General features: G+C 72.1%; 13 protein-coding genes and 1 pseudogene. 13 read left to right on the top strand and 1 reads right to left on the bottom strand.

Annotation, left to right across the window (positions count from 1 at the left end; all coding sequences use genetic code 11):
• Positions 1-32: 32 nt before the first annotated feature.
• Positions 33-1232, bottom strand: coding sequence for an MFS transporter (locus ABTY20_RS21870; protein WP_351998687.1), 1200 nt, complete (start codon positions 1230-1232; stop codon positions 33-35).
• Between the two features lie 132 nt (positions 1233-1364).
• On the opposite strand from ABTY20_RS21870, the gene ABTY20_RS21875 reads away from it, so the two are divergent.
• The 13 genes and pseudogenes from ABTY20_RS21875 (at position 1365) to ABTY20_RS21935 (ending at position 15282) form a co-directional block, all read left to right on the top strand.
• Complete coding sequence (locus ABTY20_RS21875; protein WP_351998688.1) at positions 1365-1958, top strand: TIGR03086 family metal-binding protein; 594 nt, start codon at positions 1365-1367, stop codon at positions 1956-1958.
• A gap of 132 nt (positions 1959-2090) precedes the next feature.
• Positions 2091-2608, top strand: a pseudogene (locus ABTY20_RS21880) (MBL fold metallo-hydrolase); the annotation flags it as partial.
• A 145-nt stretch (positions 2609-2753) separates the two neighbouring features.
• Positions 2754-3440: a GntR family transcriptional regulator gene (locus tag ABTY20_RS21885; protein ID WP_351998689.1), complete on the top strand. Its 687-nt coding sequence runs from the start codon at positions 2754-2756 to the stop codon at positions 3438-3440.
• Positions 3437-4345: a dihydrodipicolinate synthase family protein gene (locus tag ABTY20_RS21890; protein ID WP_351998690.1), complete on the top strand. Its 909-nt coding sequence runs from the start codon at positions 3437-3439 to the stop codon at positions 4343-4345. The genes ABTY20_RS21885 and ABTY20_RS21890 overlap by 4 nt, the downstream gene beginning before the upstream one ends.
• A complete protein-coding gene (araD, locus tag ABTY20_RS21895) occupies positions 4342-6072 on the top strand; it encodes an L-arabinonate dehydratase (RefSeq protein ID WP_351998691.1) in 1731 nt (576 codons plus the stop codon). The genes ABTY20_RS21890 and araD overlap by 4 nt, the downstream gene beginning before the upstream one ends.
• Before the next feature lie 97 nt (positions 6073-6169).
• Positions 6170-7102 carry a carbohydrate ABC transporter permease gene (locus tag ABTY20_RS21900; RefSeq protein ID WP_351998692.1) on the top strand — a complete coding sequence of 311 codons (933 nt, stop codon included), beginning with the start codon at positions 6170-6172 and terminating at the stop codon, positions 7100-7102.
• A complete protein-coding gene (locus ABTY20_RS21905) occupies positions 7099-7995 on the top strand; it encodes a carbohydrate ABC transporter permease (RefSeq protein WP_351998693.1) in 897 nt (298 codons plus the stop codon). The genes ABTY20_RS21900 and ABTY20_RS21905 overlap by 4 nt, the downstream gene beginning before the upstream one ends.
• Positions 7992-9173 carry a Gfo/Idh/MocA family protein gene (locus ABTY20_RS21910; RefSeq protein WP_351998694.1) on the top strand — a complete coding sequence of 394 codons (1182 nt, stop codon included), beginning with the start codon at positions 7992-7994 and terminating at the stop codon, positions 9171-9173. The genes ABTY20_RS21905 and ABTY20_RS21910 overlap by 4 nt, the downstream gene beginning before the upstream one ends.
• Positions 9170-10015: a DUF6807 domain-containing protein gene (locus ABTY20_RS21915; protein ID WP_351998695.1), complete on the top strand. Its 846-nt coding sequence runs from the start codon at positions 9170-9172 to the stop codon at positions 10013-10015. The genes ABTY20_RS21910 and ABTY20_RS21915 overlap by 4 nt, the downstream gene beginning before the upstream one ends.
• Entirely contained in the window at positions 10012-11541 is a 1530-nt protein-coding gene (locus ABTY20_RS21920) for a glycoside hydrolase family 43 protein (protein WP_351998696.1), read from the top strand. The genes ABTY20_RS21915 and ABTY20_RS21920 overlap by 4 nt, the downstream gene beginning before the upstream one ends.
• A 74-nt stretch (positions 11542-11615) precedes the next feature.
• Entirely contained in the window at positions 11616-12971 is a 1356-nt protein-coding gene (locus ABTY20_RS21925) for an ABC transporter substrate-binding protein (protein ID WP_351998697.1), read from the top strand.
• Between the two features lie 145 nt (positions 12972-13116).
• Positions 13117-13914 (top strand): rhamnogalacturonan acetylesterase, encoded by a 798-nt coding sequence (locus ABTY20_RS21930; RefSeq protein ID WP_351998698.1) that lies wholly within the window; start codon positions 13117-13119, stop codon positions 13912-13914.
• Positions 13915-13947: 33 nt separating this feature from the next.
• Positions 13948-15282: a pectate lyase family protein gene (locus ABTY20_RS21935; RefSeq protein WP_351998699.1), complete on the top strand. Its 1335-nt coding sequence runs from the start codon at positions 13948-13950 to the stop codon at positions 15280-15282.
• Position 15283 lies beyond the last annotated feature (1 nt).

Genomic DNA, 15283 nt, shown 5'->3' on the forward strand with positions numbered 1-15283 from the left:
CAGCTGCGCCGGCGCGGTTGGTCGCAGTCGTGTCATGCCGGGGTGGGGTTCGGCCGGCGGGTGAGGAGTGTTGCCGCCGTCGCCGTCAGGGCGCAGCCGAGGGCGGCCAGGCGCAGGCGGTGGTCGAAGAATTCGACCAGGGCCGCGCCCGCCGCCAGGCCGAGCACGTTCGGCGTGTACACCAGGGTGTTGGCGGTGGCGGTGACCCGGCCCAGCAGGGGGGCCGGGGTCCGGTGCTGCACGGCGGTCAGCGTGGCGATCAGTACGGCGGGCAGGCCCGCGCCGATCGCCGCGCTGCACATCCACGCCAGTGGGTCGTGCGGCACCGCGCGCAGCGCCACCGCGACGGCCAGCACGGCGATGCCGTACGCCGCGAAGCGCCGTTCGCCGAGGCGGCGCAGGGCCGGACCGGAGAGCAGGCCGACCGCCACCGACCCCGCGCCCTGGACGGCGTAGAGCACACCGGCGTACGCGGGGGAGTGGCCGAGGGCGTCGACCACGGCGTGGACCAGGGCCCCGCTCAGGCCCGCGCACAGCATCGTGGCACCGCCCGCCAGCACCAGCGGGCGGAGTACCGGATGCGCCCACAGACGGCGGGCACCCTCGGCCGCCCGCTCCCGGCGGCTGCCCGTCGGGGGCGCCGGCCGGTCCTCCCGTACCCGCAGGAACGCGTACACCACTGTGGCGAGCAGGAAGGTGACCGAGTCCAGGACGGCGACGGCCGCCCCGCCACAGGCCGCGTAGAGGCCCGCGCCCGCCAGCGGGGCCAGCAGCTTCATGCCCTCGCCGGCGGTCGTCCGCAGACCGTTGAAGTCGCCGAGCAGGGAGCGGTCCACGACGGTGGCGATCAGCGCCGACTCGGCCGCGTCGTGGACGACGCCCGCCGCGCCGTACACGAACAGCACCGCGTACAGCAGCCACAGCCCGCGCGGTGAGTCGACGGCGCACAGGGTGAGCAGGAGCACCGCCATGAGCAGGCTCGCGGCGATCAGCAGCGGCCGGCGGCGGAACCGGTCGGCGAGCGTGCCCAGCAACGGGCCGGCGAGGGTGGGCGCCCACATCGCCAGCAGGCACAGGGCCGCGAGGCCGTCCGAGCCGGTGAGGTCCTTGACCCACACGCTCGAGGCCAGCCACAGCGCGGAGGTGCCGAAGCCGGAGACCACCACTCCGGCGAGGTAGGGCCCGGCGTTGCGGTCCCGCACCACGCGGGCCGCCGTCCATGTCGTCGTCATGCCTGCTCATCGTGGGGCTAAGGCCCCGCCGTGAGGATCGGGCAGATGCCTTGGAAGCAGGACGGCCGAACGATGAGTTCCGTGGTCGGGATCGGTCTGTCTTCCAGGGGCACCGTCAAGAGGAGCAGCCCGATGACCGACACCACCCTCGACCTCGGACCGCAGACCCGGATCGTGGCGCGCCTCGCCGAGGCCGTCACGGACGAGCAACTGGCGGACGGGACGCCCTGTCCGCGGTACGCGGTACGGAACGTGCTGGGCCACCTCCTCGGGCTGGCCGTCGCCTTCCGGGACGCGGGCCGCAAGGAACTGGGCGTCACCACCGACACCGGCCCGGAGGCCGCCCTGCCGGACATCGGGCCCGGTTGGCGCGAGGAACTGCCCAAGGTGCTCGACGAGCTCGCCGAGGTCTGGCGGGACCCGGCGGCCTGGACCGGCATGACCCGCGCGGGCGGCGTCGACCTGCCGGGCGCGGTCGCCGGTGCCGTCGTCACCGACGAACTGGTGATCCACGGCTGGGACCTGGCCCGCGCGACCGGTCAGGTCTACGCGCCCGACCCCGCCCCGCTGCGGGCGTCGTACGACTTCCTCCTGGCCGCCGCCGCGGACCCCGACAGGGGCGGCGGCATCTTCGGCCCCGTCGTCCCCGTCCCGCCCGACGCCCCGCTCCTGGACCGGACGATCGGGCTGAGCGGCCGGGACCCGGGCTGGACGCGGCCGACGTGACGACGAGACCCACCGAAGACGGGGCCCGCATGACCACGAGCCCGGCATGACCACGGGGCCCGTATGACCACGGGGCCCGCACAAAAGCGCGCGCGAGGGCCGGAAAGCGCCTCGTAGCCTCCCCGCACGACCCTCACCCCCACCGTCCTCGGCGCCGCCTCCCCGCACCCCGGCCCGCACCGCCCCGGCTCCGGGTGCCTCCTGCGCGGCGGGGGCGCCGAGGTGTGGGTCGGCGCCGGGTTCGGGACGTTCGCCGAGTTGCGGCGGCACACGGACCCGGCGCGGCTCGACGCCATATGGGTCTCCCACCTGCACGCCGGGACGTCGGGGCCCACGGGCTGCGCGCCGCGTGCGCGGAGCGGGTCCTCGCCTGCGCCGGGGACAGCGGACCGTGCCCCGCCCCCACCGGTCCCGCCCGTGACGCCGGCCTGTTCCTCTGCGAGGCGGACATCGGCGAGCATCGCGGAAGCGAACGGGTCCATCCGTCCCCCGAGGACGCCGGTGACACCGCCCGGCGGGCGGGCCTGCGCGCACTCCTCGTCACCCACGTCGGCCCCACGCTCACCGCCGAGGCCGCGACCGCCCGGGCCGTCTCCGCCTTCGGCGGACCCACCGCCGCCGCCCGGGAGGGCCGCACACACGTCGTGTGAGGCAACAGAAACTTTCTGTGTCAGAAGCATTGACGAAACTCTGGGCCACTCCTACGGTCATCGCGTCGTACTTCGTACGTCATATATGAGACGCGATACGCGAGATCCGATACGCGAGATCCGACGCGAGATCCGAGAGGCGCGCATGACCTCTGTGCCCACGCCGATCCCCTCCCGCACGCAGTACGTGCTGGAGGAGATCAAACGCCGCATACTGACCGGTCGGTTCACGCCGGGGCAGGCCCTGGTCGAGACCGACCTCGCCGCGCAGTTCGGGGTGTCCAAGACCCCGGTGCGCGAGGCGCTCAAGACCCTGGCCGGCACCGGTCTGGTCGTGATGAGCCAGTACAAGGGCGTCACGGTGCGCATGGTCGACGCGGACATGGCTCGCGCCGTCTACGACGTGCGGCTGCTCCTGGAACCCGAGGCGCTCAAGCGCGCCGTGCGCCGCGGCGCCTCCCTGGACGCCGCACGCGACGCGCTGGCCCGGGCCGACCAGGCCGACGACACCGCCGAACGGTCCCTGGCCAACCGTGAGTTCCACCGCGCCCTCTACGTGCCCTGCGGCAACCCGCTGCTCGGCCGGATGCTGGACGAGGTCCGCGACCAGGCCGCCCTCGTCTCGGCCGTCGCCTGGGCCGCCGACCCCTCCTGGGAGCGGGAGGCGAGCGAGCACCGCGAGATCCTGCGGCTCGCGCTCGGCGGGGACGCGGACGGCGCGGCCCGCGCCCTGCACTCGCACATCGCGTCGTTCGTGCGACGGGCCTTCCCCGAGGTCGGAGCGGACTTCGAGGCGGCCCCGGAAGCCCAGAAAGAGGACGGTCAGGCATGACAACGACGTTCGAGACCCAGCGGGCGGCCCTGGCCGACGTGGTGGCGATCCCGGTGACCCCGTTCGCCGAGGACGGCTCCGTCGACCCAGGCACCTACCGGGCCCTGCTGCGTCGTCTCCTCGACGGTGGCATCACGACCCTCACCCCCAACGGCAACACCGGCGAGTTCTACGCCCTGACCCCCGACGAGCGCCGGCTGGTCACCGAGCTGACCGTCGAGGAGGCCGGCGGCCGCTCGGCGATCCTGGTCGGGGTGGGCCACGACGTGCCCACCGCCGTCGACTCCGCGCGGCACGCCCGGGAACTCGGCGCGCAGATGGTGATGGTGCACCAGCCCGTCCACCCCTACGTCTCCCAGAGCGGCTGGGTCGACTACCACCGTGCGATCGCCGAGGCCGTGCCCGAGCTGGGCGTCGTCCCCTACGTCCGCAACGCGCAACTGACCGGCGCCCGGCTCGCCGAACTCGCCGACGCCTGCCCCAACGTGATCGGCGTGAAGTACGCCGTGCCGGACGCGGCGAAGTTCGCCGCCTTCGCCCGGGACGCGGGGCTCGAACGGTTCGTGTGGGTCGCCGGGCTCGCCGAGCCCTACGCCCCCTCCTACTTCTCGGCCGGCGCCACCGGCTTCACCTCGGGCCTGGTCAACGTCGCCCCGTCCGTCTCGCTGAACATGATCGAGGCGCTGCGCTCCGGCGACTACCCGACCGCCATGAAGGTGTGGGAGCAGATCCGCCGCTTCGAGGAACTGCGCGCCGCCAACGGCTCCGCCAACAACGTCACCGTCGTCAAGGAGGCCCTCGCCTCCCTCGGCCTGTGCCGCCGCGAGGTCCGCCCGCCGAGCAGGCCGCTGCCGGAGAGCGAGCGCGCCGAGGTCGCCGCCATCGCCGCGGGGTGGTCGATATGACCCCCCGCAAGTCCCCCGAGCAGCTCCGCAGCCACCAGTGGTACGGCACCGACGGCCTGCGCTCCTTCAGCCACCGCGCCCGCACCCGTCAGCTCGGCTACCTGCCCGAGGAGCACCTGGGCAAGCCCGTCATCGCGATCCTCAACACCTGGTCCGACATCAACCCCTGCCACGTCCACCTGCGCGACCGCGCGCAGGCCGTGAAGCGGGGCGTCTGGCAGGCGGGCGGTTTCCCGCTGGAGTTCCCGGTCTCCACCCTCAGCGAGACCTTCCAGAAGCCGACCCCCATGCTGTACCGCAACCTCCTCGCCATGGAGACCGAGGAGCTGCTGCGCTCCTACCCGGTCGACGGCGCCGTGCTGATGGGCGGCTGCGACAAGTCCACGCCCGCCCTGCTGATGGGCGCCGCCAGCGCCGACCTGCCCACCGTGTTCGTGCCCGCCGGGCCGATGCTGCCCGGGCACTGGCGCAACGAGGTCCTCGGCTCCGGCACCGACATGTGGAAGTACTGGGACGACAAGCGCGCCGGCGTCATCGGCGACTGCGAGATGCAGGAACTGGAGAGCGGCCTGGCCCGCTCGCCCGGCCACTGCATGACCATGGGCACGGCGTCCACGCTGACCGCCGCCGCCGAGGCCCTCGGCGTCACGGTCCCGGGCGCGTCCAGCATCCCGGCCGTCGACTCCGGGCACGACCGGATGGCCGCCAGGGCGGGGATGACCGTCGTCGACCTGGTCCACAAGGACCGCAGGCTGAGCGACCTCCTCACCGCGGACGCCTTCGAGGACGCGGTCACCACCGTCCTCGGACTCGGCGGCTCCACCAACGCCGTCATCCACCTGATCGCCATGGCCGGACGCGCGGGGGTCAAGCTCACCCTCGACGACTTCGACCGCATCGCCCGCACCGTCCCGGTGCTGGCCAACGTGCGGCCCGGCGGACAGACGTACCTGATGGAGGACTTCCACTTCGCGGGCGGGCTGCCCGGGTTCCTCTCCCGGATCCCGGACCTGCTCCACCTGGACCGTCCCACCGTCTGCCACGACACGATGCGCGAGCAGATCGCCGGCGCGCAGGTGCACGACGACGACGTCATCCGGCCCCGGGACAACCCGGTCGCGGCCGAGGGCGGGGTCGCCGTACTGCGCGGCAACCTCTGCCCGGACGGCGCCGTCATCAAGCACATCGCCGCCGAACCGCACCTGCTGAAGCACACCGGCACCGCCGTCGTCTTCGACGACTACAAGCAGATGCAGCGGACCATCAACGACCCGGCGCTGGACATCACCGCCGACAGCGTGCTGGTGCTGCGCAACGCCGGCCCCAAGGGCGGCCCGGGCATGCCCGAGTACGGGATGCTGCCGCTGCCCGACCACCTGCTCAAGCAGGGCGTGCGGGACATGGTGCGGATCTCCGACGCCCGGATGAGCGGGACGAGTTACGGCACGTGCGTCCTGCACGTCGCCCCCGAGTCGTACGTCGGCGGACCGCTCGCCCTGGTGCGCACCGGGGACTCGATCACCCTCGACGTCGAGAACCGCCTCCTGCAGCTCAATGTCGACGACGAGGAGCTGGAGCGCCGCCGGGAACGGTGGACGCCGCCGCCCGTGCGCTACGAGCGCGGCTACGGCGCGCTCTACAACGAGCAGATCACGCAGGCCGACACCGGCTGCGACTTCGAGTTCCTCGCCCGCCCGGGCACGGTCCAGGACCCGTACGCCGGCTGACCGGCCGTACCGTCCGGGCCCCCGCACACCGGTGGAGAAAGCGCTTCACCCGCACCCGCACCACACAGCACGACGTACCGAGAAACGGAGAACAGTCATGGCCCATGCCGCAGCCGTGGCGAAACCGCCCAGGCCACCCCGGCGGCGCCGTGCCTCCGCCACGCCCCGCAGGCTCCCCTACCTGCTGATCGGGCCGGCCGCCCTGCTCATGCTGGGTTTCATCGCCTACCCGGTCATCAGCGTCTTCTACTACAGCCTGCAGAACTACAACCCCACCAAGCCCTGGCGGAACGGTTACGCGGGCTTCGACAACTTCACCCGCATCTTCACCGAGGACCCGCTGTTCTGGGACACCCTGGTCTTCAGCGCCAAGTGGGTCTTCGTCGAGGTCGGACTGCAGTTGCTGTTCGGCCTGGCCCTCGCCCTCATCGTCAACCAGACCTTCGTCGGCCGCGCCCTGGGCCGCGCCATGGTCTTCTCACCGTGGGCCGTCTCCGGCGTCCTGACCTCCGCGATCTGGGTGCTGCTCTACAACTCCCAGACCGGCATCACCCGTTACCTCGCGGACATGGGCATCGGCGACTACGGCGTCAGCTGGCTGTCGGACACCTCCACCGTCTTCCCGGCGGTGGTCGTCGCCGACCTGTGGCGCGGTGTCCCCTTCTTCGCGATCCTCATCCTCGCCGACCTCCAGTCCGTCTCGAAGGACCTCTACGAGGCCGCCGAGGTCGACGGGGCCAGCCGCATCAAGCAGTTCTGGCACATCACGCTGCCGCACCTGAAGGACGCCATCATCCTGTCCACACTGCTGCGCGCGGTGTGGGAGTTCAACAACGTCGACCTGCTCTACACGCTGACCGGCGGCGGACCCGCGGGCGAGACCACGACCCTGCCGCTGTACATCGCCAACACCTCCGTCGACGCGCACAACTTCGGCTACGCGTCGGCCCTGACCACGGTCGCGTTCCTCATCCTGCTCTTCTGCTCGATGGTCTACCTGCGGCTGAGCAAGTTCGGAGGCGAGAAGTGATCACCAAAGAGGCCCCCGTGGCCGCCCCCGCCCCCGCGCGCACCGCCCCCGCGCCGCCCCGCCCGGCCAAGAAGCACCGCGCCTGGGACGAGGCCCCCCGCTGGCAGATCTACCTGCCGCTGGGCATCTACCTCGTCTTCACCCTCATCCCCTTCTACTGGATCCTGCTGTTCGCCCTCCGCCCGGCCGGCTCGACCTCCCTGGTGCCCTGGCCGATGACCTTCGACCACTTCGAGAAGGTCTGGACGGACCGCAGCTTCGGCACCTTCTTCTACAACAGCGTGCTGGTCGGCGTCGCCACCCTGATCATGACGACGCTGGTCGCCCTGGCCGGCGGCTACGCCCTCGCCCGGTTCGACTTCAAGATCAAGCGGGCCTTCATGCTCGCCCTGCTCTGCTCCCAGTTCGTGCCCGGCGCGCTGCTCCTGGTCCCGCTGTTCGAGATCTTCGCCGAACTGCAGATGATCAACTCCCTCGGCAGCGTCATCATCGCCGAGACGGTCTTCCAGCTGCCGCTGTCGATCATCCTGATCAGCAACTTCATCAAGAACGTGCCGTACTCCCTGGAGGAGGCCGCCTGGGTCGACGGCTGCAACCGGTTCAAGGCCTTCCGGGTGGTCGTCCTGCCCCTGCTGCGGCCCGGTCTGATCGCCGTCGGCTCCTTCGCCTTCGTCCACTCCTGGAACCACTTCCTGTTCGCCCTGATGTTCCTCAACAACCAGGAGAAGCAGACCATCCCGGTCGGCCTCAACACCCTGATGAGCGCGGACAGCGTCGACCTCGGCGCCCTCGCCGCGGGCGGCATCATCGCGGCCGTCCCCGTGGTGATCGTGTTCGCCTTCATCCAGAAGTGGCTGATCACCGGCTTCAGCGCGGGGGCGGTGAAGGGATGACCGCACCTCGGACCGCGCCCGGCGCCCCGCTGCCCGTCGTCCTCGCCGGCGCCCGCGGTCACGGCCGCTGGCACGTGGCGAACATCCGCCGCCTCCAGGAGCGGGGCGTCGTACGGCTCGCCGGGATCTGCGAGCTCACTCCGCTCACGGAGGAGGAATTCGGCGGTGAACTCCCCGAGCAGTCCGCCGACTTTGGCGCACTGCTGGAGTCCACCGGGGCCCGGATCGCAGTGATCTGCACCCCGATCCACACCCACACCGACCTCGCCCTCGCGGCGGCCGAACGGGGCGTGCACCTCCTGCTGGAGAAGCCGCCGGCGCCGTCGTACGCCGAGTACCGGAGGATGGCCGACGGGGTCGCCGCGGCCGGGGTGGCCTGCCAGATCGGCTTCCAGTCGCTCGGCTCGCACGCCGTGCCCGCGATCCGCGACCTGGTCGACGGGGGCGCCGTCGGCCGGGTGGTGGGGATCGGCGGAGCCGGCGCCTGGGTGCGGCCCGAGGAGTACTTCCGGCGGGCGCCCTGGGCCGGCCGGCGCCGGCTGAACGGCGTCGACGTGATCGACGGGGCGCTCACCAACCCGCTCGCCCACGCCGTCGCCACCGCCCTCGCGCTGGCCGGCAGCACCCGCGCCGAGGACGTCGCCGGCATCGAGACCGAACTGCTGCGCGCCAACGACATCGAGTCCGACGACACCTCCTGCGTACGGATCACCACCGCGCGGGGCGGTTCGGTCACCGTCGCCGCGACCCTGTGCGCCGAGCGGGCCGACGAGCCGTACGTCATGGTGCACGGCACCAGCGGCCGGATCACCTTCTGGTACAAGCAGGACCGCGTCCTGCTCCAGCGCGCGGGCCACGGACCCGAGGAGCTGCGGTTCGACCGCACCGACCTGCTGGAGAACCTCGCCGCCCACCTCACCGACGGCACCCCCCTGCTGGTCACCCCGGACGGGACGGGCGCCTTCATGCAGGTCGTCGAGGCGATCCGCACGGCCCCGGACCCGGCCCCGCTGCCCGCCGGTGCCTGGCACCGCGTCCCCGGTGAGAACCGCCGGGTCGTGCCCGGCGTCGACGACCTGGTCGCCGCCGCCGCCGACACCCTCTCCCTCTACTCCGAGCTGGGCGCCTCCTGGGCCCTGCCCGCCCACCACCTGCCGAAAGAGGTGAGCACCCGATGACCGGCAACGACTCCGTGGTGCTGCGCGTCGCGGGCCGGCCCGTCGGCCGGTACGTCACCCGGCCCGAGCTGCCGGCCCGGCTCTCCCCGCGGCCGTACCTGCACCCCGTCACCACCCTGGCCGGCGCGGCGGTCACCGAGCTGAGCCCCGCCGACCACGCACACCACCTCGGCGTCGGTGTCGCCGTTCCCGACGTCGAGGGGTTCAACTTCTGGGGCGGGCGCACCTACGTCCGCGACCGGGGGCCGACCGAGCTGGACAACCACGGTTCCCAGCGGCACTCCGCCTACCAGCTGCGCGACCCCGACGGGTTCGTCGAGGAGCTGCGCTGGGTGGCCGCGCCGGGCGAGCTGCTGCGCGAGCGCCGTACGGTCGCCGCCACCGGACTCACCGACGCCGCCTGGGCGCTGGACTTCACCTTCTCCCTCACCAACGTCACGAGTGCGCCGCTCTCCGTCGGCAGCCCCGCCACCAACGGCCGCCCCGGAGCCGCGTACGGGGGCTTCTTCTGGCGGGCCCGCAAGGAGGAGACGGCACCGGACGTCTTCACCGACCGCGCCGAGGGCGAGAGCGGGGTGCACGGCCGGCCGGCCGACTGGATCGCGCTCGCCGGGTCCGCCTGGACCCTGGTCTTCGCCGGGGCGACCGAACGGACCCGGGAGGACCCCTGGTTCGTCCGCACCGCCGAGTACCCGGGCGTCGGCTCCTCCCTCGCCCACGCCGACCGGCTGCCCCTGCCGCCCGGCGAGACCGTGGTCCGCCGGATCGTCACCGTCGTCGCCGACGGCCGCCTCGACCGGAGCGCCGCCGCCGCCCTGGTCCGCAAGGCGGTGGGCCCATGACCGCGGAGCGGACCGACCCCACCTACCGCAACCCGGTCCTGGACGCCGACTGGTCCGATCCGGACGTGATCCGCGTCGGCGACGACTTCTACCTGACCGCCTCCAGCTTCGGCCGCGTCCCCGGACTGCCCCTGCTGCACTCCCGCGACCTGGTGAACTGGACCCTCGTCGGCCACGCCCTCGAACGGCTGGAGCCGGAGAGCGAGTTCACGACGCCCCGGCACGACTGCGGGGTCTGGGCCCCGTCCCTGCGCCACCACGACGACCGGTTCTGGATCTTCTGGGGCGACCCCGACCAGGGCATCTTCCAGGTCAACGCCCCCGGGATCCGCGGCCCCTGGACCCGGCCGCACCTGGTGAAGGCCGGCAAGGGGCTGATCGACCCGTGCCCCCTGTGGGACGACGGGACCGGCGAGGCCTACCTCGTGCACGCCTGGGCCAAGTCCCGCTCCGGCGTCAAGAACCGCCTCACCGGCCACCGGATGCACCCGCACGGCACCGAACTCCTCGACGAGGGCAAGGTGATCGTCGACGGCGACCGCATCCCCGGCTGGTTCACCCTGGAGGGCCCCAAGCTCTACCGGCACGACGGCTGGTTCTGGATCCTCGCCCCCGCCGGGGGAGTGGAGACCGGCTGGCAGGGCGCCTTCCGCTCCCGCGCGTTCTTCGGGCCGTACGAGGAGAAGGTCGTCCTCGAGCAGAAGGACACCGACGTCAACGGCCCCCACCAGGGCGGCTGGGTGCGCACCCCGTCCGGCGAGGACTGGTTCCTGCACTTCCAGCAACGCGGACCGTACGGCCGCGTCGTGCACCTCCAGCCGATGGGCTGGGATCCGGACGGCTGGCCGGTGCTCGGGCACGACGGCGCCCCCGTCACCGAGCACCGCCGCCCGGACCTGCCCCCGCAGCCGCCCGCGGCGCCCGCCACCGACGACGACTTCCCCGGTGGACGCCACGGCCGCCAGTGGCAGTGGACCGCCAACCCGAAGGAGGGCTGGACCACCCAGCACTCCGCCGACGGGCTGCGGCTGACCTGCGTCCGCTCCGCCGACGCGCACGACCTGCGCGCACTGCCCCACGTCCTGACCCAGCGGCTGCCCGGCACCCCGTGCACCGTCGAGGTGGAGCTGCGGCTCGACAGCGAGGAACCCGGCGCACGCGCCGGACTCGCCGTCCTCGGGGACGCCTACCGCTGGATCGGGCTCCAGCGCGGCACGGACGGCACGGTGCACCTGGTGCACCGGTTCGCCGAGACGGTCGCCGAGAGGGAACGCGACGCCGACCACCCGAGGCCCGCTCCCGACGGCCGGGCCCTGCTGCGCGTCGACATCGGCGCCGGGGCACGCTGCCGCTTCTCGTACGACACGGGGGACGGCCCCCGCCCCTCGGGGCAGGTCTTCGCCGCCACCCCCTGGCGCTGGGTCGGCGCCCTGCTCGGCCTGGTCGCCGTGGCGCCCACCGGCCAGGGACACGCCGGCGCCGCCACCTTCACGCGGTTCCGGATCAGCACCCCGGCGTACGGCTGAGGACCGCCGTACGTCCCGACCGCCCCCCCCCACAACTTCACAGTCCGTTGGATCCAGAAGAAGAGAGCCGACCAATGAAGATCAGCATTCTCAGAAGCAGCAAGGGCGGGCGCCGGGCGCCGGCCGCCGTCGCCCTGGGGGCCGTGCTCGCCCTGACCGCCACCGCCTGCGGCGACGACGGCAGCTCGGGCGACAGCGGCGCCGAGGGCGACGGCAAGGGCGAGATCGTCTTCTGGGACAACAACGGCGGTGTCCGCACCGAGATCTGGAAGGAGATCATCGCCGACTTCGAGAAGGCGAACCCGGACATCGACGTCCAGTACGTCGGCATCGCCTCCACCGAGTACCAGTCCAAGGTCGACACCGCCATCCAGGGCGGCGGTCTGCCGGACGTCGGCGGCGTCAGCGCCTCGATGCTCGCGGGCTTCGCCGCCCAGGGCGCGCTCGACACACTGGACTTCCGGCTGGCCAAGTCGCCGCTGAACGGCAAGCTCAACAAGGACATGATCGAGTCGCTGCGCGCCGCCGGCGGCGGGGACGACAAGCTGTACTCGATCCCGACCTCGGCGAACAACGGCGTGCTGTACTACCGCACCGACCTGTTCGAGAAGGCGGGCCTGGAGGAGCCGACCACCTGGGACCGGTTCTACGAGGCCGCCGAGAAGCTGACGAACAAGGGAAAGAACGAGTTCGGCTACACCATCCGCGGCGGCGCCGGCTCCATCGCCCAGGCCCTGGACGCGATGTACGGACAGTCCGGCATCACCTCGTTCTGGGACTCCTCCGGCAAGAAGACCACGGTCAACGACCCGAAGAACGTCGAGGCCCTGGAGAAGTACGCGGGCCTGTTCAAGAAGGCCACCCCCGCGGCCGACCTGAACAACGACTTCACCAAGATGGTCGCCCAGTGGGACTCCGGCACGATCGGCATGCTGAACCACAACCTGGGGTCGTACCAGGACCACGTCAAGGCGCTCACCACCGAGAAGTTCCGGGGCATCCCGCAGCCGACCGGTCCCGGCGGCAAGCGGGTCCAGGTCTCCAACCCGGTCGACGGACTGGGCCTGTTCAAGAGCTCCAAGAACAAGGAGGCCGCCTGGAAGTTCATCGAGTTCGCCACGTCGGCGCAGTCGAGCTCGAAGTTCAACGAGTCGGCCGGGCAGGTGCCGGCGCACACGGACGCCGCGAAGGACGAGTGGATCAGCAAGGCGGAGCCCACGAAGCTGGCGGCCGAGGCGCTGAACGACGGTTCCACGACCATCGTCCAGCTGCCGTACTACCTGCCGGACTGGAACACGATCTCCAAGGCCGACAACGAGCCGAACTTCCAGAAGGTCCTGCTGGGGAAGACGAGCGCCAAGGAGTTCCTGGACACGATGGCCGGGCAGCTGAACGAGGCGCAGGCCGAGTGGCAGGAGCAGATGGGCTGACCGGCGGTTCCACCGGGGACGGCCCGTCCCGTCTTCGGCCGCGGGCCGTCCCCGGCTTGTCGCACCCACGCGGCGAAGCCGCACATCGACACAGTCCCGCGCCCCCGAGGGGGCGCACCACCGCCCCTGTCGAAAGGCACAGCTCGTGTCCCTCACGCGTAGACAGGCTGCCGTTGCCGGGATCGGCGTCCCTCTTGCCCTCGCCATGAGCGGGACCGCGCGGGCAACACCCGGGCGGCGTTCCCGCACCCTCTACATCGCCGGTGATTCCACCGCCGCGCAGAAGTACGCCGACGCCGCGCCCGAGACCGGGTGGGGGACGGCGCTGCCCTTCCTGCTGCACCGGCATCTCACCGTCGCCAACCACGCCGTGAACGGGCGGAGTTCCAAGAGCTTCGTCGACGAGGGACGGCTCGAGGCGATCCTCTCCTCGATCCGGCCCGGCGACTTCCTCCTCGTCCAGTTCGCGCACAACGACGAGAAGACCACCGACCCCACCCGCCACACCGAGCCCTGGTCGACGTACCAGGACCACCTCCGGATGTACGTCGAGGGGGCGCGGGCCCGCGGGGCGCGGCCCGTGCTGGCCACCGCCGTGGAGCGGCGGCGGTTCGACGCGGACGGGCGTGCCGTGCCGAGCCACGGGGAGTACCCGGCGGCGATGCGGGCGCTGGCCGCCGAGGAGCGGGTCGCGCTGCTCGACGTCCAGGCGCTGTCGCTGGCGCTGTGGCAGGAGCTCGGGGCCGAGGAGACCAAGAAGTACTTCAACTGGACGGCGTCCGAGCAGGACAACACGCACTTCAACCCGCCGGGCGCGATCGCCGTGGCGCGGCTGGTCGCCCGGGAGCTGCTGCGCACCCGGGTGCTCGCGCCGCGCGACGTGCGCCGGCTGGACGCGGAGATCCCCGAGTCGTGGATCACCTGGCCGGAGGCCGTCGCGTAACACCCCTGGACCACGAAGAAGGAGAGCCGCACCATGAGCACATTCGGATGGCATGGGCATGCCACGGTGAGAGCCGCCTCGCTGGCCGGCTGCACCGCCCTCGTCCTGGCCCTGACCGGCACCGGCGCCCAGGCCCATTCCCCCTCGCACCACCACCGCGACCCCGCCCGGCAGACGCTGGGCGCGGGCGACGGCTGGGCCTCCCACGGCACCGGCACCACCGGAGGCGCCGCCGCCGACCACGAGCACGTCCGCACCGTGCGCACCTGGGCCGAGTTCAAGGCGGCCCTGGCGGACGGCGGAGACGCACCGAAGATCATCAAGGTGAAGGGGACCATCGACGCGGTCTCCGAGGGCTGCGAGGCGTTCGCCGCGCCCGGCTACGACTTCGACGCCTACCTCGAGGCGTACGCGCCGGAGACGTGGGGCCTGGAGCAGGACCTGAGCGCCGAGCCGGACGACAGCCAGGAGGGGCTGCGCAGGACCTCCGCCGCCGCCCAGGACACCGCCATCAAGGCGCACGTCCCCTCCAACACCACGATCATCGGGGTCGGCCGGAACGCCGGCATCAAGGGCGCCAGCCTGCAGATCAAGGGCGTGGACAACGTCATCGTCCGCAACCTCACCCTCGAGAGCCCGGTCGACTGCTTCCCGCAGTGGGACCCGACCGACGGCGACAAGGGCAACTGGAACTCCGAGTACGACACCGCCGTCGTCCACGGCTCCACCCACGTCTGGCTGGACCACAACACCTTCACCGACGGCGAGCACCCCGACAGCGAGGCGCCCACCCACTTCGGCATGCTGTACCAGCAGCACGACGGAGAGCTGGACATCGTCAAGGGCGCCAACCACGTCACCGCCTCCTGGAACGTCTTCACCGAGCACGACAAGACGATCCTCATCGGCAACAGCGACAGCGAGTCCACCGCCGTCGGCGACCGGGGCAGGCTGAAGGCGACCTTCCACCACAACCTGTTCTCCGGCCTGGTCGAGCGCGCTCCGCGCGTCCGCTTCGGACAGGTCGACGTGTACAACAACCACTTCGTGGCGAAGGACGGCTACTCCTACAGCTTCGGCGTCGGCAAGGAGTCCCAGCTCGTCGCCGAGCACAACGCCTTCACCCTGGCGAAGGGCATCAGCCCGGCGAAGATCCTCAAGAAGTGGAGCGAGGCACCGCTCACCGCCGCCCACAACGTGGTCAACGGCAAGCGCACGGACCTGATCGCCGTGCACAACGCGGAGATCCCGGCCGAGACCCTCCAGTCCGGCGCCGGCTGGACGCCCACCCTGCGCACCGCCGTCCACCCGGCCCGGGTCGTGCCGTTCCTGGTCGAGCACGGCGCGGGCGCCGGCCGCGTCCGCTGAC

This window comes from Streptomyces sp. NPDC126497 (assembly GCF_040302425.1).
GTDB lineage: Bacteria > Actinomycetota > Actinomycetes > Streptomycetales > Streptomycetaceae > Streptomyces.

Bases quoted from the DNA above. Each gene is read 5' to 3' on its own strand.
- ABTY20_RS21870 (WP_351998687.1), bottom strand. From the start codon at position 1,232: ATGACGACGACATGGACGGCGGCCCGCGTGGTGCGGGACCGCAACGCC.
- ABTY20_RS21875 (WP_351998688.1), top strand. From the start codon at position 1,365: ATGACCGACACCACCCTCGACCTCGGACCGCAGACCCGGATCGTGGCG.
- ABTY20_RS21885 (WP_351998689.1), top strand. From the start codon at position 2,754: ATGACCTCTGTGCCCACGCCGATCCCCTCCCGCACGCAGTACGTGCTG.
- ABTY20_RS21890 (WP_351998690.1), top strand. From the start codon at position 3,437: ATGACAACGACGTTCGAGACCCAGCGGGCGGCCCTGGCCGACGTGGTG.
- araD (WP_351998691.1), top strand. From the start codon at position 4,342: ATGACCCCCCGCAAGTCCCCCGAGCAGCTCCGCAGCCACCAGTGGTAC.
- ABTY20_RS21900 (WP_351998692.1), top strand. From the start codon at position 6,170: ATGGCCCATGCCGCAGCCGTGGCGAAACCGCCCAGGCCACCCCGGCGG.
- ABTY20_RS21910 (WP_351998694.1), top strand. From the start codon at position 7,992: ATGACCGCACCTCGGACCGCGCCCGGCGCCCCGCTGCCCGTCGTCCTC.
- ABTY20_RS21915 (WP_351998695.1), top strand. From the start codon at position 9,170: ATGACCGGCAACGACTCCGTGGTGCTGCGCGTCGCGGGCCGGCCCGTC.
- ABTY20_RS21920 (WP_351998696.1), top strand. From the start codon at position 10,012: ATGACCGCGGAGCGGACCGACCCCACCTACCGCAACCCGGTCCTGGAC.
- ABTY20_RS21925 (WP_351998697.1), top strand. From the start codon at position 11,616: ATGAAGATCAGCATTCTCAGAAGCAGCAAGGGCGGGCGCCGGGCGCCG.
- ABTY20_RS21935 (WP_351998699.1), top strand. From the start codon at position 13,948: ATGAGCACATTCGGATGGCATGGGCATGCCACGGTGAGAGCCGCCTCG.